The sequence below is a fragment of the Pseudomonas sp. MPB23 genome (assembly GCF_046605395.1).
Taxonomy (GTDB): Bacteria; Pseudomonadota; Gammaproteobacteria; order Pseudomonadales; family Pseudomonadaceae; genus Aquipseudomonas.
This window is the reverse complement of sequence record NZ_CP176771.1, coordinates 4,999,272-5,015,595: the sequence shown is the minus strand read 5'-3', so window position 1 is coordinate 5,015,595 and position 16,324 is coordinate 4,999,272. Positions and strand designations below refer to the sequence as shown.

The 16,324-nt window shown below is 63.1% G+C and carries 13 protein-coding genes; 9 read left to right on the top strand and 4 right to left on the bottom strand.

Going from position 1 to position 16,324, the window contains the following annotated elements; all coding sequences use genetic code 11:
* Positions 1-176 precede the first annotated feature (176 nt).
* Positions 177-2,303 carry a TonB-dependent siderophore receptor gene (locus ACLH0J_RS22560; protein ID WP_411389107.1) on the top strand — a complete coding sequence of 709 codons (2,127 nt, stop codon included), beginning with the start codon at positions 177-179 and terminating at the stop codon, positions 2,301-2,303.
* Positions 2,304-2,345: 42 nt separating this feature from the next.
* On the opposite strand, the gene ACLH0J_RS22555 is transcribed toward ACLH0J_RS22560, so the two are convergent.
* Entirely contained in the window at positions 2,346-3,068 is a 723-nt protein-coding gene (locus ACLH0J_RS22555; protein ID WP_411389106.1) for a FadR/GntR family transcriptional regulator, read from the bottom strand.
* Between the two features lie 47 nt (positions 3,069-3,115).
* Positions 3,116-4,852 carry an IlvD/Edd family dehydratase gene (locus tag ACLH0J_RS22550; protein WP_010567329.1) on the bottom strand — a complete coding sequence of 579 codons (1,737 nt, stop codon included), beginning with the start codon at positions 4,850-4,852 and terminating at the stop codon, positions 3,116-3,118.
* 193 nt (positions 4,853-5,045) lie between these two features.
* On the opposite strand from ACLH0J_RS22550, the gene ACLH0J_RS22545 reads away from it, so the two are divergent.
* The 7 genes from ACLH0J_RS22545 to araH all read left to right on the top strand — a co-directional run bounded on the left by ACLH0J_RS22545 (position 5,046) and on the right by araH (position 13,432).
* The gene (locus ACLH0J_RS22545) at positions 5,046-6,368 is read left to right on the top strand and encodes an MFS transporter (RefSeq protein WP_411389105.1); all 1,323 of its coding nucleotides are present in this window, start codon (positions 5,046-5,048) and stop codon (positions 6,366-6,368) included.
* A gap of 15 nt (positions 6,369-6,383) precedes the next feature.
* Positions 6,384-7,373, top strand: a complete 990-nt coding sequence (gene araD1 / locus ACLH0J_RS22540; protein ID WP_411389104.1) for an AraD1 family protein — start codon at positions 6,384-6,386, stop codon at positions 7,371-7,373.
* Positions 7,374-7,384: 11 nt separating this feature from the next.
* Complete coding sequence (locus ACLH0J_RS22535; RefSeq protein WP_411389103.1) at positions 7,385-8,965, top strand: aldehyde dehydrogenase (NADP(+)); 1,581 nt, start codon at positions 7,385-7,387, stop codon at positions 8,963-8,965.
* A gap of 36 nt (positions 8,966-9,001) precedes the next feature.
* A complete protein-coding gene (locus ACLH0J_RS22530) occupies positions 9,002-9,865 on the top strand; it encodes an SMP-30/gluconolactonase/LRE family protein (RefSeq protein WP_411389102.1) in 864 nt (287 codons plus the stop codon).
* An 85-nt stretch (positions 9,866-9,950) separates the two neighbouring features.
* Entirely contained in the window at positions 9,951-10,955 is a 1,005-nt protein-coding gene (locus ACLH0J_RS22525) for a substrate-binding domain-containing protein (protein WP_411389101.1), read from the top strand.
* Positions 10,952-12,454 (top strand): L-arabinose ABC transporter ATP-binding protein AraG, encoded by a 1,503-nt coding sequence (araG, locus tag ACLH0J_RS22520; RefSeq protein ID WP_411389100.1) that lies wholly within the window; start codon positions 10,952-10,954, stop codon positions 12,452-12,454. Before ACLH0J_RS22525 ends, araG begins: the two co-directional genes overlap by 4 nt.
* A gap of 9 nt (positions 12,455-12,463) precedes the next feature.
* The gene (araH, locus tag ACLH0J_RS22515) at positions 12,464-13,432 is read left to right on the top strand and encodes an L-arabinose ABC transporter permease AraH (protein WP_078834509.1); all 969 of its coding nucleotides are present in this window, start codon (positions 12,464-12,466) and stop codon (positions 13,430-13,432) included.
* A 97-nt stretch (positions 13,433-13,529) separates the two neighbouring features.
* On the opposite strand, the gene ACLH0J_RS22510 is transcribed toward araH, so the two are convergent.
* Positions 13,530-14,678 (bottom strand): aldose epimerase family protein, encoded by a 1,149-nt coding sequence (locus ACLH0J_RS22510; RefSeq protein WP_411389099.1) that lies wholly within the window; start codon positions 14,676-14,678, stop codon positions 13,530-13,532.
* A gap of 137 nt (positions 14,679-14,815) precedes the next feature.
* Between ACLH0J_RS22510 and ACLH0J_RS22505 the strand changes: the two genes are divergently transcribed.
* On the top strand, positions 14,816-15,583 hold the full coding sequence (locus tag ACLH0J_RS22505) for an SDR family NAD(P)-dependent oxidoreductase (protein ID WP_411389098.1): 768 nt from the start codon (positions 14,816-14,818) through the stop codon (positions 15,581-15,583).
* Positions 15,584-15,589: 6 nt separating this feature from the next.
* Here the strand turns inward: ACLH0J_RS22505 and ACLH0J_RS22500 are convergent, their stop codons facing one another.
* Positions 15,590-16,192, bottom strand: a complete 603-nt coding sequence (locus ACLH0J_RS22500; protein WP_411389097.1) for a glutathione S-transferase — start codon at positions 16,190-16,192, stop codon at positions 15,590-15,592.
* Positions 16,193-16,324: the final 132 nt, after the last annotated feature.

Here is a 16,324-nt window from a genome sequence, read left to right as displayed (position 1 = left end):
TGAGCCACTCAATCGAGTGGCTTTTTTCGACCTGGATTTGAGCCGGATACACAGTGGATACTCGAAAAACAGTGAATGAGAACGTGTATCAAACAGTAATGATTTGGTATACCATCCACGCCGCGTTTTTGGCAGATCTGCCATTCCATTCGGCTCATTCATTAGGTCCAGCATCCATGCGTCGTACCCTGATTTCAATCTGTGTGCTCCAGGCGTTTTCCCCGTTCACCTGGGCCGAGGTTGCCTCCACCGAAACCACCCCGCTCGAACTGCAAGCGACCAACATCACCGGCGCAGCGGACTATGAGACCGCCCAGGGCCCGGTTAAGGGGTATCACGCCACACGTTCGGCCAGCGCGACGCGTACCGACACCTCGATTCATGAAACACCGCAGTCCATCAGCGTCGTGTCCAAGGACGTGGTCGAGGACATCGGCGCCACCCGCCTGCAGGATGCCCTCGACTACGCCGGCGGTGTCGGTCGCGCCAACAACTTCGGCGGGCAGGGGCTGACCACCTTCACGGTGCGCGGCTTCACCACCGGCGAGTTCTATCGCAACGGATTCCCGATCAACCGTGGCTACCCGAACATGCCCGACGCCAACAGCATCGAACGCCTGGAAGTGCTGCGCGGGCCGGCCACCATGCTCTACGGCCGTGGCGATCCCGGCGGTACCTTCAACGTGGTCTCCAAGCAACCGCTGGCCGAACCGACGGTGACCCTGGGCAGCCAACTCGATGACCAGGGCATGCAGCGCGCCACCCTCGACGCGTCCGGCCCGTTGGACGAGCAAGGTCGCCTGGCCTATCGCCTGAACGTGGTGGGCGAGGGGGGCGACACCTTCCGCGACCATGTCGAAACCGAGCGTTATGGCGTGACGCCGGTGATCACCTGGCAAGCCACCGATGACACCAAGGTGATTTTCGAAGGGGATTTCATGCGCAACAACCACCCGCTGGACCGGGGCCTGACGCGCTATGCCAATCAAACAGGCACGCCGTCGCGCGACACCTTCTGGGGCGAAAAAGACGCCGGCAAACTGCACAACGACAACAGCATGGCCCAACTGCGTTTCGAGCACCTGCTCAACGACAACTGGACCCTGGGCGGTGGTTTCCAGTGGCTGGACGGCACCTTGCAAGGCAACGCCGTCGAAGCCAACAGCCTGGCCGCCGACGGGCGCACCCTCAGCCGCAACTTCAACTACCGCAAGCTGGAATGGACCGACAAAGACACCCAGCTCAACCTCACTGGGCACTTCTCCACGGGCGGGTTCGATCACACCTTGCTGACGGGCGTCGAATTCGAGGATTACGACTACAAGTCGATCATCCAGCGTTCCAGCGGCGCGGCGGGCAGCTACGCCATCGACATCTTCGACCCGGTGTACGGCCAGGCCCGCCCGGCCCTGACGCGCACGCCAACCCACGACAAGGAAAACCTCAAGACCTACGCCGCGTTCGTCCAGGACCAGGTGGCCCTGACCGACCGCCTGAAAGTGCTCGCCGGCGCCCGTTTCGAGCGCTTCGAGCACGACTACCACACGTATGTGCCCGGCGGCAAAAGCTGGGAAGCCAGCGACAACGCCGTTACCCCACGGGTGGGCGTGATCTACGACCTCACCGAAACCGTCGCGGTCTACGCCGACGCGGCGCGCTCGTTCAAGCCCAACACCGGCGCCGCCCGCGAGGGCGGTGGTTTTGAGCCGGAGAAAGGCAAGTCCTACGAGATGGGCGTCAAGTGGGAGGCCCTGGATCGACAGTTGAGCGTCGATGCGGCGATCTACCAGATCGAGAAGAAAAACGTGCTGACCACCGATCCGCTGGACTCGACCTTCAGCGTTGCCGCCGGCCAAGTGCGCAGCCGCGGGTTCGATCTGAACGTGGCGGGCAACATCACCCCCGAGTGGCGCGTGATCGGCGGTTATGCCTATGTGGATGCCGAAGTCACCAAGGACAACACCCTGCGCACCGGCACCCGTTTGCTCAACATCCCGCGCAACAGCTTCAGCCTGCTCAACGTCTATGAGTTCCAGGACGGCACCCTCAAAGGCCTGGGCCTGGGGGTGGGAGGTAAATACGTGGATGAACGCGCTGGCCAGACGTCCAACAGCGCCTTCTCCATGGACGCCTACACCGTGGTGGACCTGCTCAGCTACTACAAGGTCAACGACAAGGTGCGGCTGAACCTGGATGTGAAGAACCTGTTCAACCGCGACTATGAAGAGGGTGCGTTCGGTAACGTGTACGCGTATCCGGGTGAGCCGCGCACGGTGCAGGTCGGCATCGCCTACACCCTGTAACGGCGTACACCGCTTCAAATGTGGGGGCTTGCTCCCACATTATTAAAGCGGCGTCAGCACATTCATCACCGTATCCAGCGCTACCCGCGTGTCATCCAGCTGCACCAGCGACGCGTGCCGGGCGCCGAGGGCGTCGCGGTTCTGGATCGCGGTGAGGATCGCCTTGTGCCGGGGCAGGCTCAGGCCCTGGATGTCCGGGCGGCGGTTGGTGATGTTGATCGACTCGCGCAGCGGCAGCGACAGCATGTTGCACATGTAGGCGAGGAGGTCGTTGCGCGTGGCGTCGGCGATGGCGCGATGGAAGTCCAGGTCGGCCTGCAGCAGTTGTTCGTGGGTTTGCGCGGTTTCCATGCCCCGGTAGGCTTCTTCGATGGTGGCGATGTCTTGCGCGGTGGCCGTGGTCGCAGCCATGGCGGCGATTTCCGGTTCGAGGATGCGCCGCACGCCGGCCAGGGTGTTGAAGAATTCGCTATGGGGCGTGGACTGCATCAACCAGGACAGCACGTCCGGGTCGAGCAGGTGCCACTTCACCCGCGGCCGCACCACCGCGCCGACCCGTGGCTTGGAATACACCAGGCCCTTGGCGCTGAGCACCCGGGTCGCCTCGCGCAGTACCGAGCGGCTGACCTTGTACTCCTCGCACAGCGTGGCTTCCATGGGCAGTCGTTCTTCGGGCTTGAAGCGACCTGAAACGATGTGCATGCCCAAGTCCTGGACGATCTGGGCATGCATGCTCTTGCGCGGCTTGGACGGCTGGTGATCCATAACGACAGGGATGCTCTGGCTAAATAGGCGGCATCATAGCATCCCAATTAGTGGGAATGACGGGGGACTTCCGCCCCTCGGCAACCGACCAGGAAATCGAAGTCGCAACCCTGGTCGGCCTGCAGCACATGGTCGATATACAACTGGCGATAACCACCGACGATCAGGTTCTGCGGCGGCTTCAGGTCGGCCATGCGCGCGGCCAGCTCGGCATCGGAGATGTCCAGGTGCAGACGCCCGTTGGCGCAATCGAGTTCGATCCAGTCACCTTCTTGCACCGCAGCCAACGGCCCGCCGGCGGCCGCTTCCGGTGCCACATGCAAGACCACCGTGCCGTACGCCGTGCCGCTCATGCGTGCATCGGAGATGCGCACCATGTCGGTCACGCCCTGGGCCAGCAGCTTGGCCGGCAGGCCCATGTTGCCGACTTCGGCCATGCCCGGATAACCCTTGGGCCCGCAGTTTTTCATGACCAGGATCGAGTTGGCGTCCACATCCAGTTCGGGGTCGTTGATGCGTGCCTTATAGATGTCGAAGTTGTCGAACACCACCGCACGCCCACGGTGCTGCATCAGTTCCGCGCTGGCCGCCGACGGCTTGAGCACCGCGCCCAGAGGCGCCAGGTTGCCGCGCAGGACACAGATACCGCCATCGGCGCGGATCGGGTTGTCGAGGGTGCGGATCACTTCGTCCTGGCCGTAGATCGGCGAGTCCTTGGTGTTCTCGCCCAGGGACTTGCCGTTGACGGTCAGGGCATTCGGGTGCGGGATCAGGTTGGCTTCACCGAGACGGCGCAGCACCGCCGGCAGGCCGCCAGCGTAGTAGAACTCTTCCATCAGGAAACGCCCGGACGGTTGCAGGTCGACGATGGTCGGCATGCCGCGGCCGATGCGGGTCCAGTCGTCCAGGTCCAATTCCACGCCGATGCGTCCGGCGATGGCTTTCAAGTGAATCACGGCGTTGGTCGAACCGCCGATGGCCGCATTCACGCGGATCGCGTTTTCAAACGCCTCCTTGGTGAGGATCTTCGACAGCTTCAAGTCTTCGCGCACCATCTCTACCGCGCGCATGCCGGACATATGCGCCAGCACATAGCGCCGTGCATCCACCGCCGGGATCGCCGCGTTGTGGGGCAGCGACGTACCCAGCGCTTCGGCCATACAGGCCATGGTCGAAGCGGTGCCCATGGTGTTGCAGGTGCCCGCCGAACGCGACATGCCGCCCTCGGCCGCGAGGAAATCGTCCAGGGTGATGGTGCCGGCCTTGACCTGTTCGCTGAGTTGCCAGACCACGGTGCCCGAGCCGATGTCCTGGCCCTTGTGCTTGCCGTTGAGCATCGGCCCGCCGGTGACCACGATGGCTGGCACGTCGCAACTGGCGGCGCCCATCAGCAGCGCGGGGGTGGTCTTGTCGCAGCCGGTGAGCAACACCACGCCGTCAATCGGGTTGCCGCGAATGGCTTCTTCCACATCCATGCTCGCCAGGTTGCGGGTCAGCATGGCGGTGGGGCGCAGGTTGGACTCGCCGTTGGAAAACACCGGAAATTCCACCGGAAAGCCGCCGGCTTCGATCACGCCGCGTTTGACGTGCTCGGCGATCTGGCGGAAATGCGCGTTGCACGGCGTCAACTCCGACCAGGTGTTGCAGATACCGATGATCGGTTTGCCATGGAACTGATGGTCGGCGATGCCTTGGTTCTTCATCCAGCTGCGGTACATGAAGCCATTCTTGTCGGCGGTACCGAACCACTGGGCGGAGCGTAGGCCGGGCTTTTTATCAGGCATGATGGTTTCTCTTATTGTATGACTATATGTTCTATGCGTGCTTAAACATAAGCGCAAAATCGCTGCTTTGGAAGAGTTGTTTTGCAAATAGTCCTACTATATAGTCTGGCTTAACTGAGGTATGACCCTGGCGGATGTTCGCGAGAGGCGTCCCCCGAGCTTCTATAAAAACAACAATCGGAGATCGACCCCCATGAGCCAGGAACTGCGGCTTATTCGGCGCATCACGCTGAAACTGATTCCCTTCCTGATCCTGCTGTACCTGATCGCCTACGTGGACCGTTCCGCCGTGGGCTTTGCCAAGCTGCACATGGGCGCCGACATCGGCATCGGTGATGCGGCCTACGGCCTGGGCGCAGGCTTGTTCTTTATCGGCTACTTCCTGTTCGAGATTCCCAGCAACCTGATGCTCGATCGCTTCGGCGCGCGGCGCTGGTTTGCGCGGATCATGATCACCTGGGGCGCCATCACCATCGGCATGGCCTTCGTGCAAGGGCCTCACAGCTTCTATGTGATGCGCTTTCTGCTCGGCGCGGCGGAGGCGGGGTTCTTCCCCGGCGTGCTGTACTACATCACCCAATGGTTCCCGGTGCGCCATCGCGGCAAGATCCTCGGGCTGTTCATCCTGTCCCAACCGATTGCGATGATGATTACCGGCCCGGTGTCCGGCGGCCTGCTGGGCATGGACGGCATCCTCGGCCTGCACGGCTGGCAATGGCTGTTCATCGTCATCGGCACCCCGGCGATCCTGCTCACCTGGCCGGTGCTGCGCTACCTGCCGGACGGCCCCAAACAGGTCAACTGGATGAGCGAGGACGAAAAAGCCTGGCTCACCGGCGAACTGGCCAAGGACCTGCAAGCCTACGGCCAGACCCGCCACGGCAACCCGCTGCACGCCCTCAAGGACAAGCGCGTGTTGCTGCTGGCGCTGTTCTACCTGCCGGTGACCCTGAGCATCTATGGCCTGGGCCTGTGGCTGCCGACCCTGATCAAGCAGTTCGGCGGCAGCGACCTGACCACCGGCTTTATCTCGGCGGTGCCGTATATCTTCGGCATCATCGGTCTGCTGATCATCCCGCGCAGTTCCGACCGTTTGAATGACCGCTACGGCCACCTCGCCGTGCTCTATGTGCTGGGCGCCATCGGCCTGTTCTGCAGTGCCTGGCTGAGTGTGCCGGTGCTGCAAATGGCGGCGCTGTGCCTGGCGGCGTTCGCACTGTTTTCCTGCACGGCGGTGTTCTGGACCTTGCCGGGGCGGTTTTTCGCCGGCGCCAGTGCGGCGGCGGGCATTGCCCTGATCAACTCGGTGGGCAACCTCGGCGGCTATATCGGCCCGTTCGTGATCGGCGCGCTCAAGGAGTACACCGGCAACCTGGCTTCGGGCTTGTACTTCCTGTCGGCGGTGATGGTGTTCGGGCTGGTCTTGACCGGCGTGGTTTACCGCGTGCTGGAGCGCAAACATGTGCTGCCCGCCGACCAATTCGCCGCCAGCGCCCGTGGCGCCACCCGTACTTAATCGAGGAGAAGTTTCATGCGTTTAGTTCAGTTCGAGTTGGGCAACGGCGAACGCCGGGTGGGTGTGGTGGAAGGCTCCACGCTGCGTGAAGTGAAGAGCGCCCGCAGCGTGCGCGAACTGGCGCTGGCCGCCATCGAAGCGGGCGTCGGCCTGGCGCAGCAGGTCGACCGCCTGGGCCTGGGCGACAGCCATGATTACGCGGCCTTGCTGGCTGACCTGAGGATCCTGCCGCCGCTGGACCATCCCGACCCGGCCCATATGCTGATCAGCGGCACCGGCCTGACCCACCTGGGCAGCGCCTCGGCGCGGGACAAGATGCACCAGGCCGGCGACGACCGCGCCCTGACCGACACCATGCGCATCTTCAAGTGGGGCGTGGAGGGCGGCAAGCCAGCGGCGGGCGAGGCGGGCGTGCAGCCCGAATGGTTCTATAAAGGCGACGGCAGCATCGTGGTGCGCCCTGGCGCGGCGTTCCCGGTGCCGCCCTTTGCCGAAGACGCCGGCGAAGAGCCGGAGATCGGCGGCCTGTATGTGATCGGCCACGACCGCAAGCCCTATCGCCTGGGCTTTGCGGTGGGCAACGAGTTCTCCGACCACGTGATGGAGCGCAAGAACTACCTGTACCTGGCCCATTCCAAATTGCGCAGTTGCAGCTACGGCCCGGAGTTGCGCGTGGGCGAATTACCCCAGCACCTGGCGGGCACCAGCCGTATCCTGCGTAACGGCGAGGTGATCTGGCAGAACGAATTCTTAAGTGGCGAGGCCAATATGTGCCACAGCCTGGAAAACCTCGAATACCACCACTTCAAATACAGCCAGTTCCTCAAGCCGGGTGATGTGCACATCCATTTCTTCGGCACCGCCACCCTGTCATTCGCCGACGGTATACGTACCCAACCGGGGGATGTGTTCGAGATCAGCCAGGCCGAGTTCGGCGCGCCCCTGGTCAACCGGGTCGGCAGTGCCGACGCGGCTTTCGAACCCGGCGATGTCATCACCCTTTAACGGAGATCCATATGACCCAGTTCCTCGGCCACAACTACATCGGCGGCCAGCGCAGCGCCAATGGCAGCATCACGTTGCAGAGCATTGATGCGGCGACCGGCGAAGCCTTGCCCCAGGATTTCTACCAGGCGACCCCGCAGGAAGTCGACGCCGCCGCCCAGGCTGCTGCCGCCGCGTACCCGGCCTACCGCGCCTTGAGTGCGGCGCGCCGCGCGCAGTTCCTCGACGCGATCGCCGACGAACTGGATGCCCTGAGCGATCACTTCATCGACCTGGTGTGCCGCGAAACCGCGCTGCCCGCCGCACGCATCAAGGGCGAGCGCGGGCGTACCAGCGGCCAGATGCGTCTGTTCGCCAACGTGCTGCGTCGCGGTGATTTCTACGGCGCGCGCATCGACAAGGCGCTGCCGGATCGCCAACCGCTGCCGCGTCCGGACCTGCGCCAATACCGCATCGGCCTGGGGCCTGTGGCGGTGTTTGGCGCAAGCAACTTCCCCCTGGCGTTTTCCACCGCGGGCGGCGATACCGCTGCCGCGTTGGCGGCCGGCTGCCCGGTGGTGTTCAAGGCCCACAGCGGACACATGGCCACGGCCGAGCGCGTCGCCGATGCGATCATCCGCGCGGCCGAGGCCACCGAAATGCCGGCGGGCGTGTTCAACATGATCTTTGGCGGCGGCGTCGGTGAAGCGCTGGTCAAGCACCCGGCCATCCAGGCGGTCGGCTTTACCGGCTCGCTCAAGGGCGGTCGCGCCTTGTGCGATATGGCGGCGGCGCGCCCGCAACCGATCCCGGTGTTTGCCGAGATGTCGAGCATCAACCCGGTGATTGTCTTGCCCCAGGCCCTGCAAGCACGCGCCGACAGCGTGGCCCGCGACCTGACCGCCTCGGTGGTGCAAGGCTGCGGTCAGTTCTGCACCAACCCCGGCCTGGTGATCGGCATCGCCTCGCCGGCCTTCACCGCGTTCACCCAACAGGTGGCCCGCCTGATCGGCGAGCAACCGGCGCAAACCATGCTCAACGCCGGCACCTTGAGCAGCTACGGCAAAGGCCTGGACACACTCCGCGCGCACCCTGGCATCCAGCACCTGGCCGGCGACGTCCAGGCGGGCAACCAGGCGCAGCCGCAATTGTTCAAGGCCGATGTGCGCCTGCTGATCGACGGCGATGAAGTGCTGCAAGAAGAAGTGTTCGGCCCCACCACCGTGTTTGTCGAAGTCGCTGATCAAGCCCAGCTCAGCGCCGCCTTGCACGGCCTGCACGGCCAGCTCACCGCGACGATCATCGGCGAGCCGGCCGACCTGCAACAGTTCGCCGAACTCACGCCGCTGCTGGAACAGAAAGTCGGGCGTATCCTGCTCAACGGCTACCCCACTGGCGTGGAAGTCTGCGATGCGATGGTGCATGGCGGGCCGTACCCGGCGACCTCGGATGCCCGTGGCACCTCGGTCGGCAGCCTGGCCATCGACCGCTTCCTGCGCCCGGTGTGCTTCCAGAACTACCCCGACAGCCTGCTGCCGGACGCGCTGAAGAACGCCAACCCGTTGCGTATCCAGCGCCTGGTGGATGGCACCCCGTCACGCGACTCGCTGTAACGCACACCTGAGAACAATAACAATCCAGGAGGCAACATGCCGTTTCACGCCGTTACCGCGCACCGTGCGCAACTGGGAGAAGGGCCGTTCTGGGACGTGCCCACCCAGGCGCTGTATTGGGTCAATATTGCCGGCAAACAGGCGCTGCGCCTGATGGAAGGGCGGCTGCAGGTATGGCAGTTGCCCGAGCCTGTCTCGGCGTTCATCCCGTGCGAACGCGGCGACGCGCTGGTGACCTTGAGCAGCGGCGTGTATCGGCTGGACCTGGTCACCGAAGCCTTGACCCTGCTGTGCGTGGCCGACCCGCAACCGGGCAACCGTGGCAATGAAGCGCGCTGCGATGCCCAGGGCCGGCTGTGGCTGGGCACCATGCAGAACAACATCGGCGAGCAGGGCGAAGATCTGCCGATCACGCGGCGCTCCGGCGGCCTGTTTCGCATTGATGCCGATGCCCAGGTCACGCCGTTGCTCCATGGCCTGGGCATTCCCAATACCTTGCTGTGGAGTGACGACGGCGCGCACGTGCACTTCGGCGACAGCCTGGATGGCACGTTGTACCGCCATGCAATCCAGGCGGACGGCCAGTTGGCGCCGGCCCAGGCGTGGTTCGGGCCGCACACGCGCGGCGGGCCGGACGGCTCGGCCATGGACGTCGAAGGCTATATCTGGAACGCGCGCTGGGACGGCAGTTGCCTGCTGCGCCTGACGCCCGACGGTGCGGTGGAGCGCATCGTCGAACTGCCCATCAGTCGCCCCACCAGTTGCGTGTTCGGTGGGCCGAACCTCACCACGCTGTACATCACCAGCGCCGCCAGCCCCTTGGATCACCCCCTGGATGGCGCGGTATTGGCCATCGAGGTCGATGTGCCAGGCAAACCGTGTCACCGCTTTGCCGGCTAAACGCTCTACCGCTTCACCGTTTTACCCCTGTAGGAGCGAGCAAGCTCGCTCCTACAAAAAACAACAACAATAAGGAGTCAACCGTATGAATCGTCGTCGTGCTATCCGTTCCTTGTGCTGCGCCGCTGTGGCGGTCTCGGCCATCGGCTTGAGTGGGCTGTCGCTGGCCGCTGAAGCCGTGAAAATCGGCTTCCTGGTCAAGCAAGCCGAAGAACCCTGGTTCCAGACCGAATGGGCCTTCGCCGAAAAAGCCGGCAAGGAACATGGTTTCACCGTGATCAAGATCGCCGTGCCCGATGGCGAGAAGACCCTCTCGGCCATCGACAGCCTGGCCGCCAACGGCGCCAAGGGTTTTGTGATCTGCCCGCCGGACGTGTCCCTGGGTCCGGCTATTGTTGCCAAGGCCAAGGTCAATGGTTTGAAAGTCATGGCCGTGGATGATCGCTTCGTCGATGCCAAGGGCAATTTCATGGAAGACGTGCCGTACCTGGGCATGGCCGCGTTTGAAGTCGGTCAGAAGCAGGGCGCGGCGATGGCCGCCGAGGCGAAAAATCGCGGGTGGGATTGGAAGGACACCTACGCGGTGATCAACACCTTCAACGAACTCGATACCGGCAAGAAACGCACCGACGGTTCGATCAAATCCCTCGAAGAAGCCGGCATTCCCAAGGACCACATCCTCACCGCCGCGCTCAAAACCCTCGACGTGCCGGGCAGCATGGACGCCACCAACTCGGCGCTGGTCAAGCTGCCCAGCGGCGCGAAAAACCTGATCATCGGCGGCATGAACGACAACACCGTGCTCGGCGGCGTACGTGCCACCGAAAGCGCCGGCTTTGCCGCTGCCAACGTGATCGGCATCGGCATCAACGGCACCGACGCCATCGGCGAATTGAAGAAAGCCAACAGTGGTTTCTTCGGCTCGATGCTGCCCAGCCCGCACATCGAGGGCTACAACACCGCGTTGATGATGTACGAGTGGGTCACCACCGGTAAGGAGCCGCCGAAGTACACGGCGATGGACGAAGTGACGCTGATCACCCGCGCCAACTTCCAGGAAGAACTGAGCAAAATCGGGCTGTGGAAATGAGCGCAGCAGCGCTGCGTTTTGACGGCATCGGCAAAACCTTTCCCGGGGTCAAGGCGCTGGATGGCATCAGCTTCAGCGCCCAGCCGGGGCAGGTACACGCGTTGATGGGCGAGAACGGCGCGGGCAAGTCGACGCTGCTGAAGATCCTCGGCGGCGCCTACATTCCGAGCAGCGGCAGCGTGCAGATCGGCGCGCAGACCATGGCGTTCAAATGCGCCGCCGACAGCATCGCCAGCGGTGTTGCAGTGATCCATCAGGAGCTGCATCTGGTGCCGGACATGAGCGTCGCCGAGAACCTGTTCCTCGGGCACTTGCCGACGCGTTTCGGTGTGGTCAATCGCCGGCTGCTGCGCCAACAGGCGCTGGCGTGCCTCAAGGGCCTGGCGGATGAAATCGACCCGGATGAAAAGCTTGGGCGCCTGTCCCTCGGCCAGCGGCAACTGGTGGAAATCGCCAAGGCCTTGTCCCGTGGCGCCCATGTGATCGCCTTCGACGAACCCACCAGCAGCCTGTCGGCGCGGGAGATCGACCGCTTGATGGCGATCATCACGCGCCTGCGCGACGAGGGCAAAGTGGTGCTCTACGTGTCCCATCGCATGGAAGAAGTGTTCCGCATCTGCAACGCGGTCACGGTGTTCAAGGACGGCCGCTACGTGTGCACCTTTGACGACATGAGCACGCTGACCCACGACCAGTTGGTGACGTGCATGGTCGGCCGCGATATCCAGGACATCTACGATTACCGCCCGCGCGAGCACGGTGACGTGGCGCTCAAGGTCAAGGGCCTGCTCGGCCCCGGCGTGCGTGAGCCGGTCAGTTTCGAGGTGCGCAAGGGCGAGATTCTTGGCCTGTTCGGGCTGGTGGGCGCCGGGCGTACCGAGCTGTTTCGCCTGCTCAGCGGCTTGGAGCGCGCCAGCGCCGGCAGCCTGGAGCTGTGTGGTCAGCCGCTGCAACTGCGCTCGCCCCGCGACGCCATCGCCGCCGGCGTACTGCTGTGCCCCGAGGACCGCAAGAAGGAGGGCATCATTCCGCTGTCCAGCGTCGCGGAGAACATCAACATCAGCGCGCGCGGCGCCCATTCGCGCTTCGGCTGGCTGCTGCGCGACGGCTGGGAAAAGGGCAACGCCGAGCGGCAAATCACTGCGATGAAGGTCAAGACGCCGAACGCCGAGCAGAAAATCCTCTACCTGTCCGGCGGCAATCAGCAGAAGGCGATTCTGGGCCGCTGGCTGTCGATGCCAATGAAGGTGTTGCTGCTCGACGAACCCACGCGCGGCATCGACATCGGCGCCAAGGCCGAAATCTACCAGATCATCCATAACCTGGCGGCCAGCGGCATTGCGGTGATCGTGGTGTCCAGCGACCTGATGGAAGTGATGGGCATTTCCGACCGCATCCTGGTGCTGTGTGAAGGCGCGATGCGCGGCGAACAGACCCGCGCCCACGCCACTGAATCCAACCTGCTGCAGCTGGCGTTGCCGCGCGGCCTGGCGAACTGAGAGACGACCATGACCACTCAACACAAGCTGCTGGCGACGGCACGCAAACCCCTCGATACGCGTGCGCTGCTGGACAATTGGGCGATGCTGCTGGCGGCGCTGGGGATTTTTCTGCTGTGCGCCTTACTGATCGACAACTTCCTCTCGCCGTTGAACATGCGCGGGCTGGGCCTGGCGATTTCCACCGTGGGCATCGCCGCGTGCACCATGCTGTTCTGCCTGGCATCCGGGCACTTCGACCTGTCAGTGGGCTCGGTGATCGCCTGCGCCGGGGTGGTGGCGGCGATCGTGATGCGCGACACCGACAGCGTCCTGCTGGGCATCGGCGCGGCGCTGCTGATGGGCCTGATCGTCGGGCTGATCAACGGCATCGTGATCGCCAAGCTGCGGGTCAACGCACTGATCACCACCCTGGCGACCATGCAGATCGTGCGCGGCCTGGCGTATATCTTTGCCGACGGCAAGGCGGTGGGCGTGTCCCAGGAACAGTTCTTTATCTTCGGCAACGGCCAGTTGCTGGGCGTGCCGGTGCCGATCCTGATCACGATTGTGTGCTTCGTGTTTTTCGGCTGGCTGCTCAACTACACCACCTACGGACGCAACACCATGGCCATCGGCGGCAACCCGGAAGCGGCGTTGCTCGCCGGGGTGAACGTGGACCGCACCAAGATCCTGATCTTCGCCGTACACGGCCTGATCGGCGCGTTGGCCGGGGTGATCCTCGCTTCGCGCATGACCTCGGGCCAACCGATGATCGGCCAGGGCTTCGAGCTGACGGTGATCTCGGCGTGCGTGCTGGGCGGGGTGTCGCTGAGCGGCGGGGTGGGGATGATCCGCCATGTGATCGCGGGGGTGTTGATCCTGGCGATCATCGAGAACGCGATGAACCTGAAGAACATCGACACGTTTTACCAGTATGTGATCCGGGGTTCGATCCTGTTGCTGGCGGTGGTGATTGACCGCATGAAACAACGCTGAAACCTCTGTAGGAGCCGGCTTGCCGGCGATAGCGGTGTGTCAGTCAGTAACCTGATCAACTGAACCACCGCCATCGCCGGCAAGCTCGCTCCTGCCGTCAGTCGGCGGAGAATTTGAATACGGTGTGCTGGGTATAGGTCTGCCCCGGGTTCAAGCGTGTGGTGGCGAAGTTCGGCTGATTGGGCGCATCGGGGAAGTGCTGGGTCTCCAGGGTGAAGCCACTCCAGTGCCGATAGGTTTTGCCGCCCTTGCCCTTGACCGAACCATCCAGGAAGTTGCTGGTATAGAACTGCACGCCCGGCTCGCTGGTGTAAAGCTGCAAGCGTCGACCCGAGGCAGGGTCATGCACCTCGGCGGCCAGTTGCTTGACGTCGCCTTGGGTGTCCAGCGCCCAGTTGAAGTCAAACCCGCCCTGTTTCGGCTCGGCGAATTTGAGTTGCGGATGGTCGTCCTTGATGTGCTGGCCGATGGCGGTGGGTGTGAGGAAATCCATCGGCGTGCCTTTGACCGGGGCGAGTTCGCCGGTAGGGATCAAGGTGGCATTCACCGGTGTGTAGTGGCTGGCGTGCAAGCTGGCGACGTGCTTGAGGATGTCGCCGTTACCCGCGCCGGCCAGGTTGAAGTAGCTGTGGTTGGTGAGGTTGAGCACCGTCGGTTTGTCGGTGGTGGCCGTGTAGTCGATGTGCAGTTCGTTCTTGTCGTTCAGGCGGTAGGTGACCTCGGTGTTCAGGTTGCCGGGGAAGCCCATTTCACCGTCCCTGGACAGGTAACTCAGCTTCACACCGACTGAGTCCTTGTCCTTGACCGGCTCGGCTTTCCACACGCGCTTGTCGAAACCCTGGGCGCCGCCATGCAGTGCATTGGGGCCATCGTTGAGCGGTACCTGGTAGCGTTTGCCGTCGAGTTCAAAGGCGCCACCGGCCAGGCGATTGCCGAAGCGGCCGATGGTCGCGCCGAAAAACGCCGTACCGCTTTGATAGCCCTGCACGTCGTCAAAGCCCAGGACCACGTCGTCGAGCTTGCCGTGTTTATCCGGCACTTTCAGCGACTGCAACACGCCGCCGTAGGTGATCACTGTGGCTTGCATGCCGTGGCTGTTACGCAGGATGTACTGTTCGACGGCAGTGCCGTCGTTGGTTTTGCCGAAGGGTTTTTGCTCGCTGGACAAACCGGCAGCCTGAGCGCCGCCGCTGGCGATCAACAGGGAGAGCGCCAGGCCGGAGAGCAGGTATCGAGGGTGCTTCATGGTCGAACTTCCTTTTGTTGTTTTGGTTGGAATAGTTCTACTAATTTGCGGTATTTTGTCGACACGACAGCGAATTTATAGCCTTTAACCCCAATTTCGTAAAATAAAATAAGACTAATTGAGCGAGGCATTCTTTTATGAGCACTGAACACGCGGTTTATCCCGACCTCAAGGGCAAGGCTGTATTGATTTCCGGCGGCGCCTCGGGGATTGGCGAATTCATGGTGCGGGCCTTTGCCGCGCAGGGTGCCAAGGTGGGGTTTGTGGACCGCGCTCAAAGCCAGGGCGAACGCCTGGCGGCGCTGTTGAGTTCCCAGGGGCATACCGTTGAGTTTGTCTGTTGCGACATCACCGATGAGATCGCCTACAAGGCAGCCATCGCGCGCTTTGAACACTCACTGGGGCCGATCACCGTGCTGGTGAACAACGCCGCCAATGACGTGCGCCACACCCTGGAGGAAGTCGATTCGCAAACATTCGACAGACTGATCGCCGTCAACCTCAAGCACGCCTTCTTCGCCGCCAAGGCCGTGGTGCCGATGATGAAAAACGCAGGCTCTGGTTCGATCATCAACCTCGGCTCGGTCGGCTGGATGATGGCCTCCGCCGGCTACCCGGTGTACGCCGCCAGCAAAGCCGCCGCCCACGGCATGACCCGCGCGTTGGCCCGCGAGCTGGGGCCGAACGGTATCCGCGTCAATACGTTGGTTCCGGGTTGGGTGATGACGGAAAAACAACTGGCCCTGTGGGTGGATGACGCGGCTAGGGAACTGATCAGCCGCAGCCAGTGCCTGCCGGGGAGTGTGTTGCCGGAACACATCGCCAACATGGCGTTGTTTCTTGCCTCGGATGTGTCGGCGATGTGTTCGGCGCAGAACTTTATTGTGGACGGCGGTTGGGTGTAGACCGGGTTATTCGATGGGGTAGCGCTTGAACGCCGGGTGCTGCTCCAGCCGCTCGGCGTGGCGTTGCAGACGGGGAAACGCAGCGGCCTTCACCACCGACGCCACGGTGAACTGGCTGAAGGACCAGGCCACCGCCGCCGTCAGCGAGGCCTGGCTCAGCGCTTCGCTGTCGGCCGGGGCCAGGTGTTTGTCGAGCAGCGTATAGGCGGCCAGCAACTGGCCGGTCACGCGTTCGAGCCAGGGCGCGTGCTGCTTCTCGGCCGGCCGCAGGTTGTGTTCGTAGACGATCTGCACGCTTTTCTCGCAGGCAGCCAAGGCGAGCCCGAGTATCTGCAGGTCACGGGCGCGGGCGGCGGGCGGTTGGGGCAGCAGCTTTTTGTCGGCCGGGGCCAGGGCTTCCAGGTAATCGAGGATCAGGCAGGAGTCCATCAACACGGTGCCATCGTCCAGCACCAGGGTCGGGGCCTTGACCACCGGGTTGATCCGGGAAAACTCGGTGAACGTTCTGAACACCGACAAGGGTTCATGCACAAAATCCACCCCATACAGGTCCAGGGAAATTGCGACGCGGCGCACATAGGGCGAGTCCAGCATGCCGACCAGTTTCATGAAGCCTCCATTTTTTACGTCAGGGTTATGTTCAACGTTTGGTGTGGGTGCTTGAAGGACTTGCGCGGATCGACGCGCAGTCCAGAGGCAGTATTGTTAAATTGAGGTTACTTTATAGCGAGTCTTGCCCTG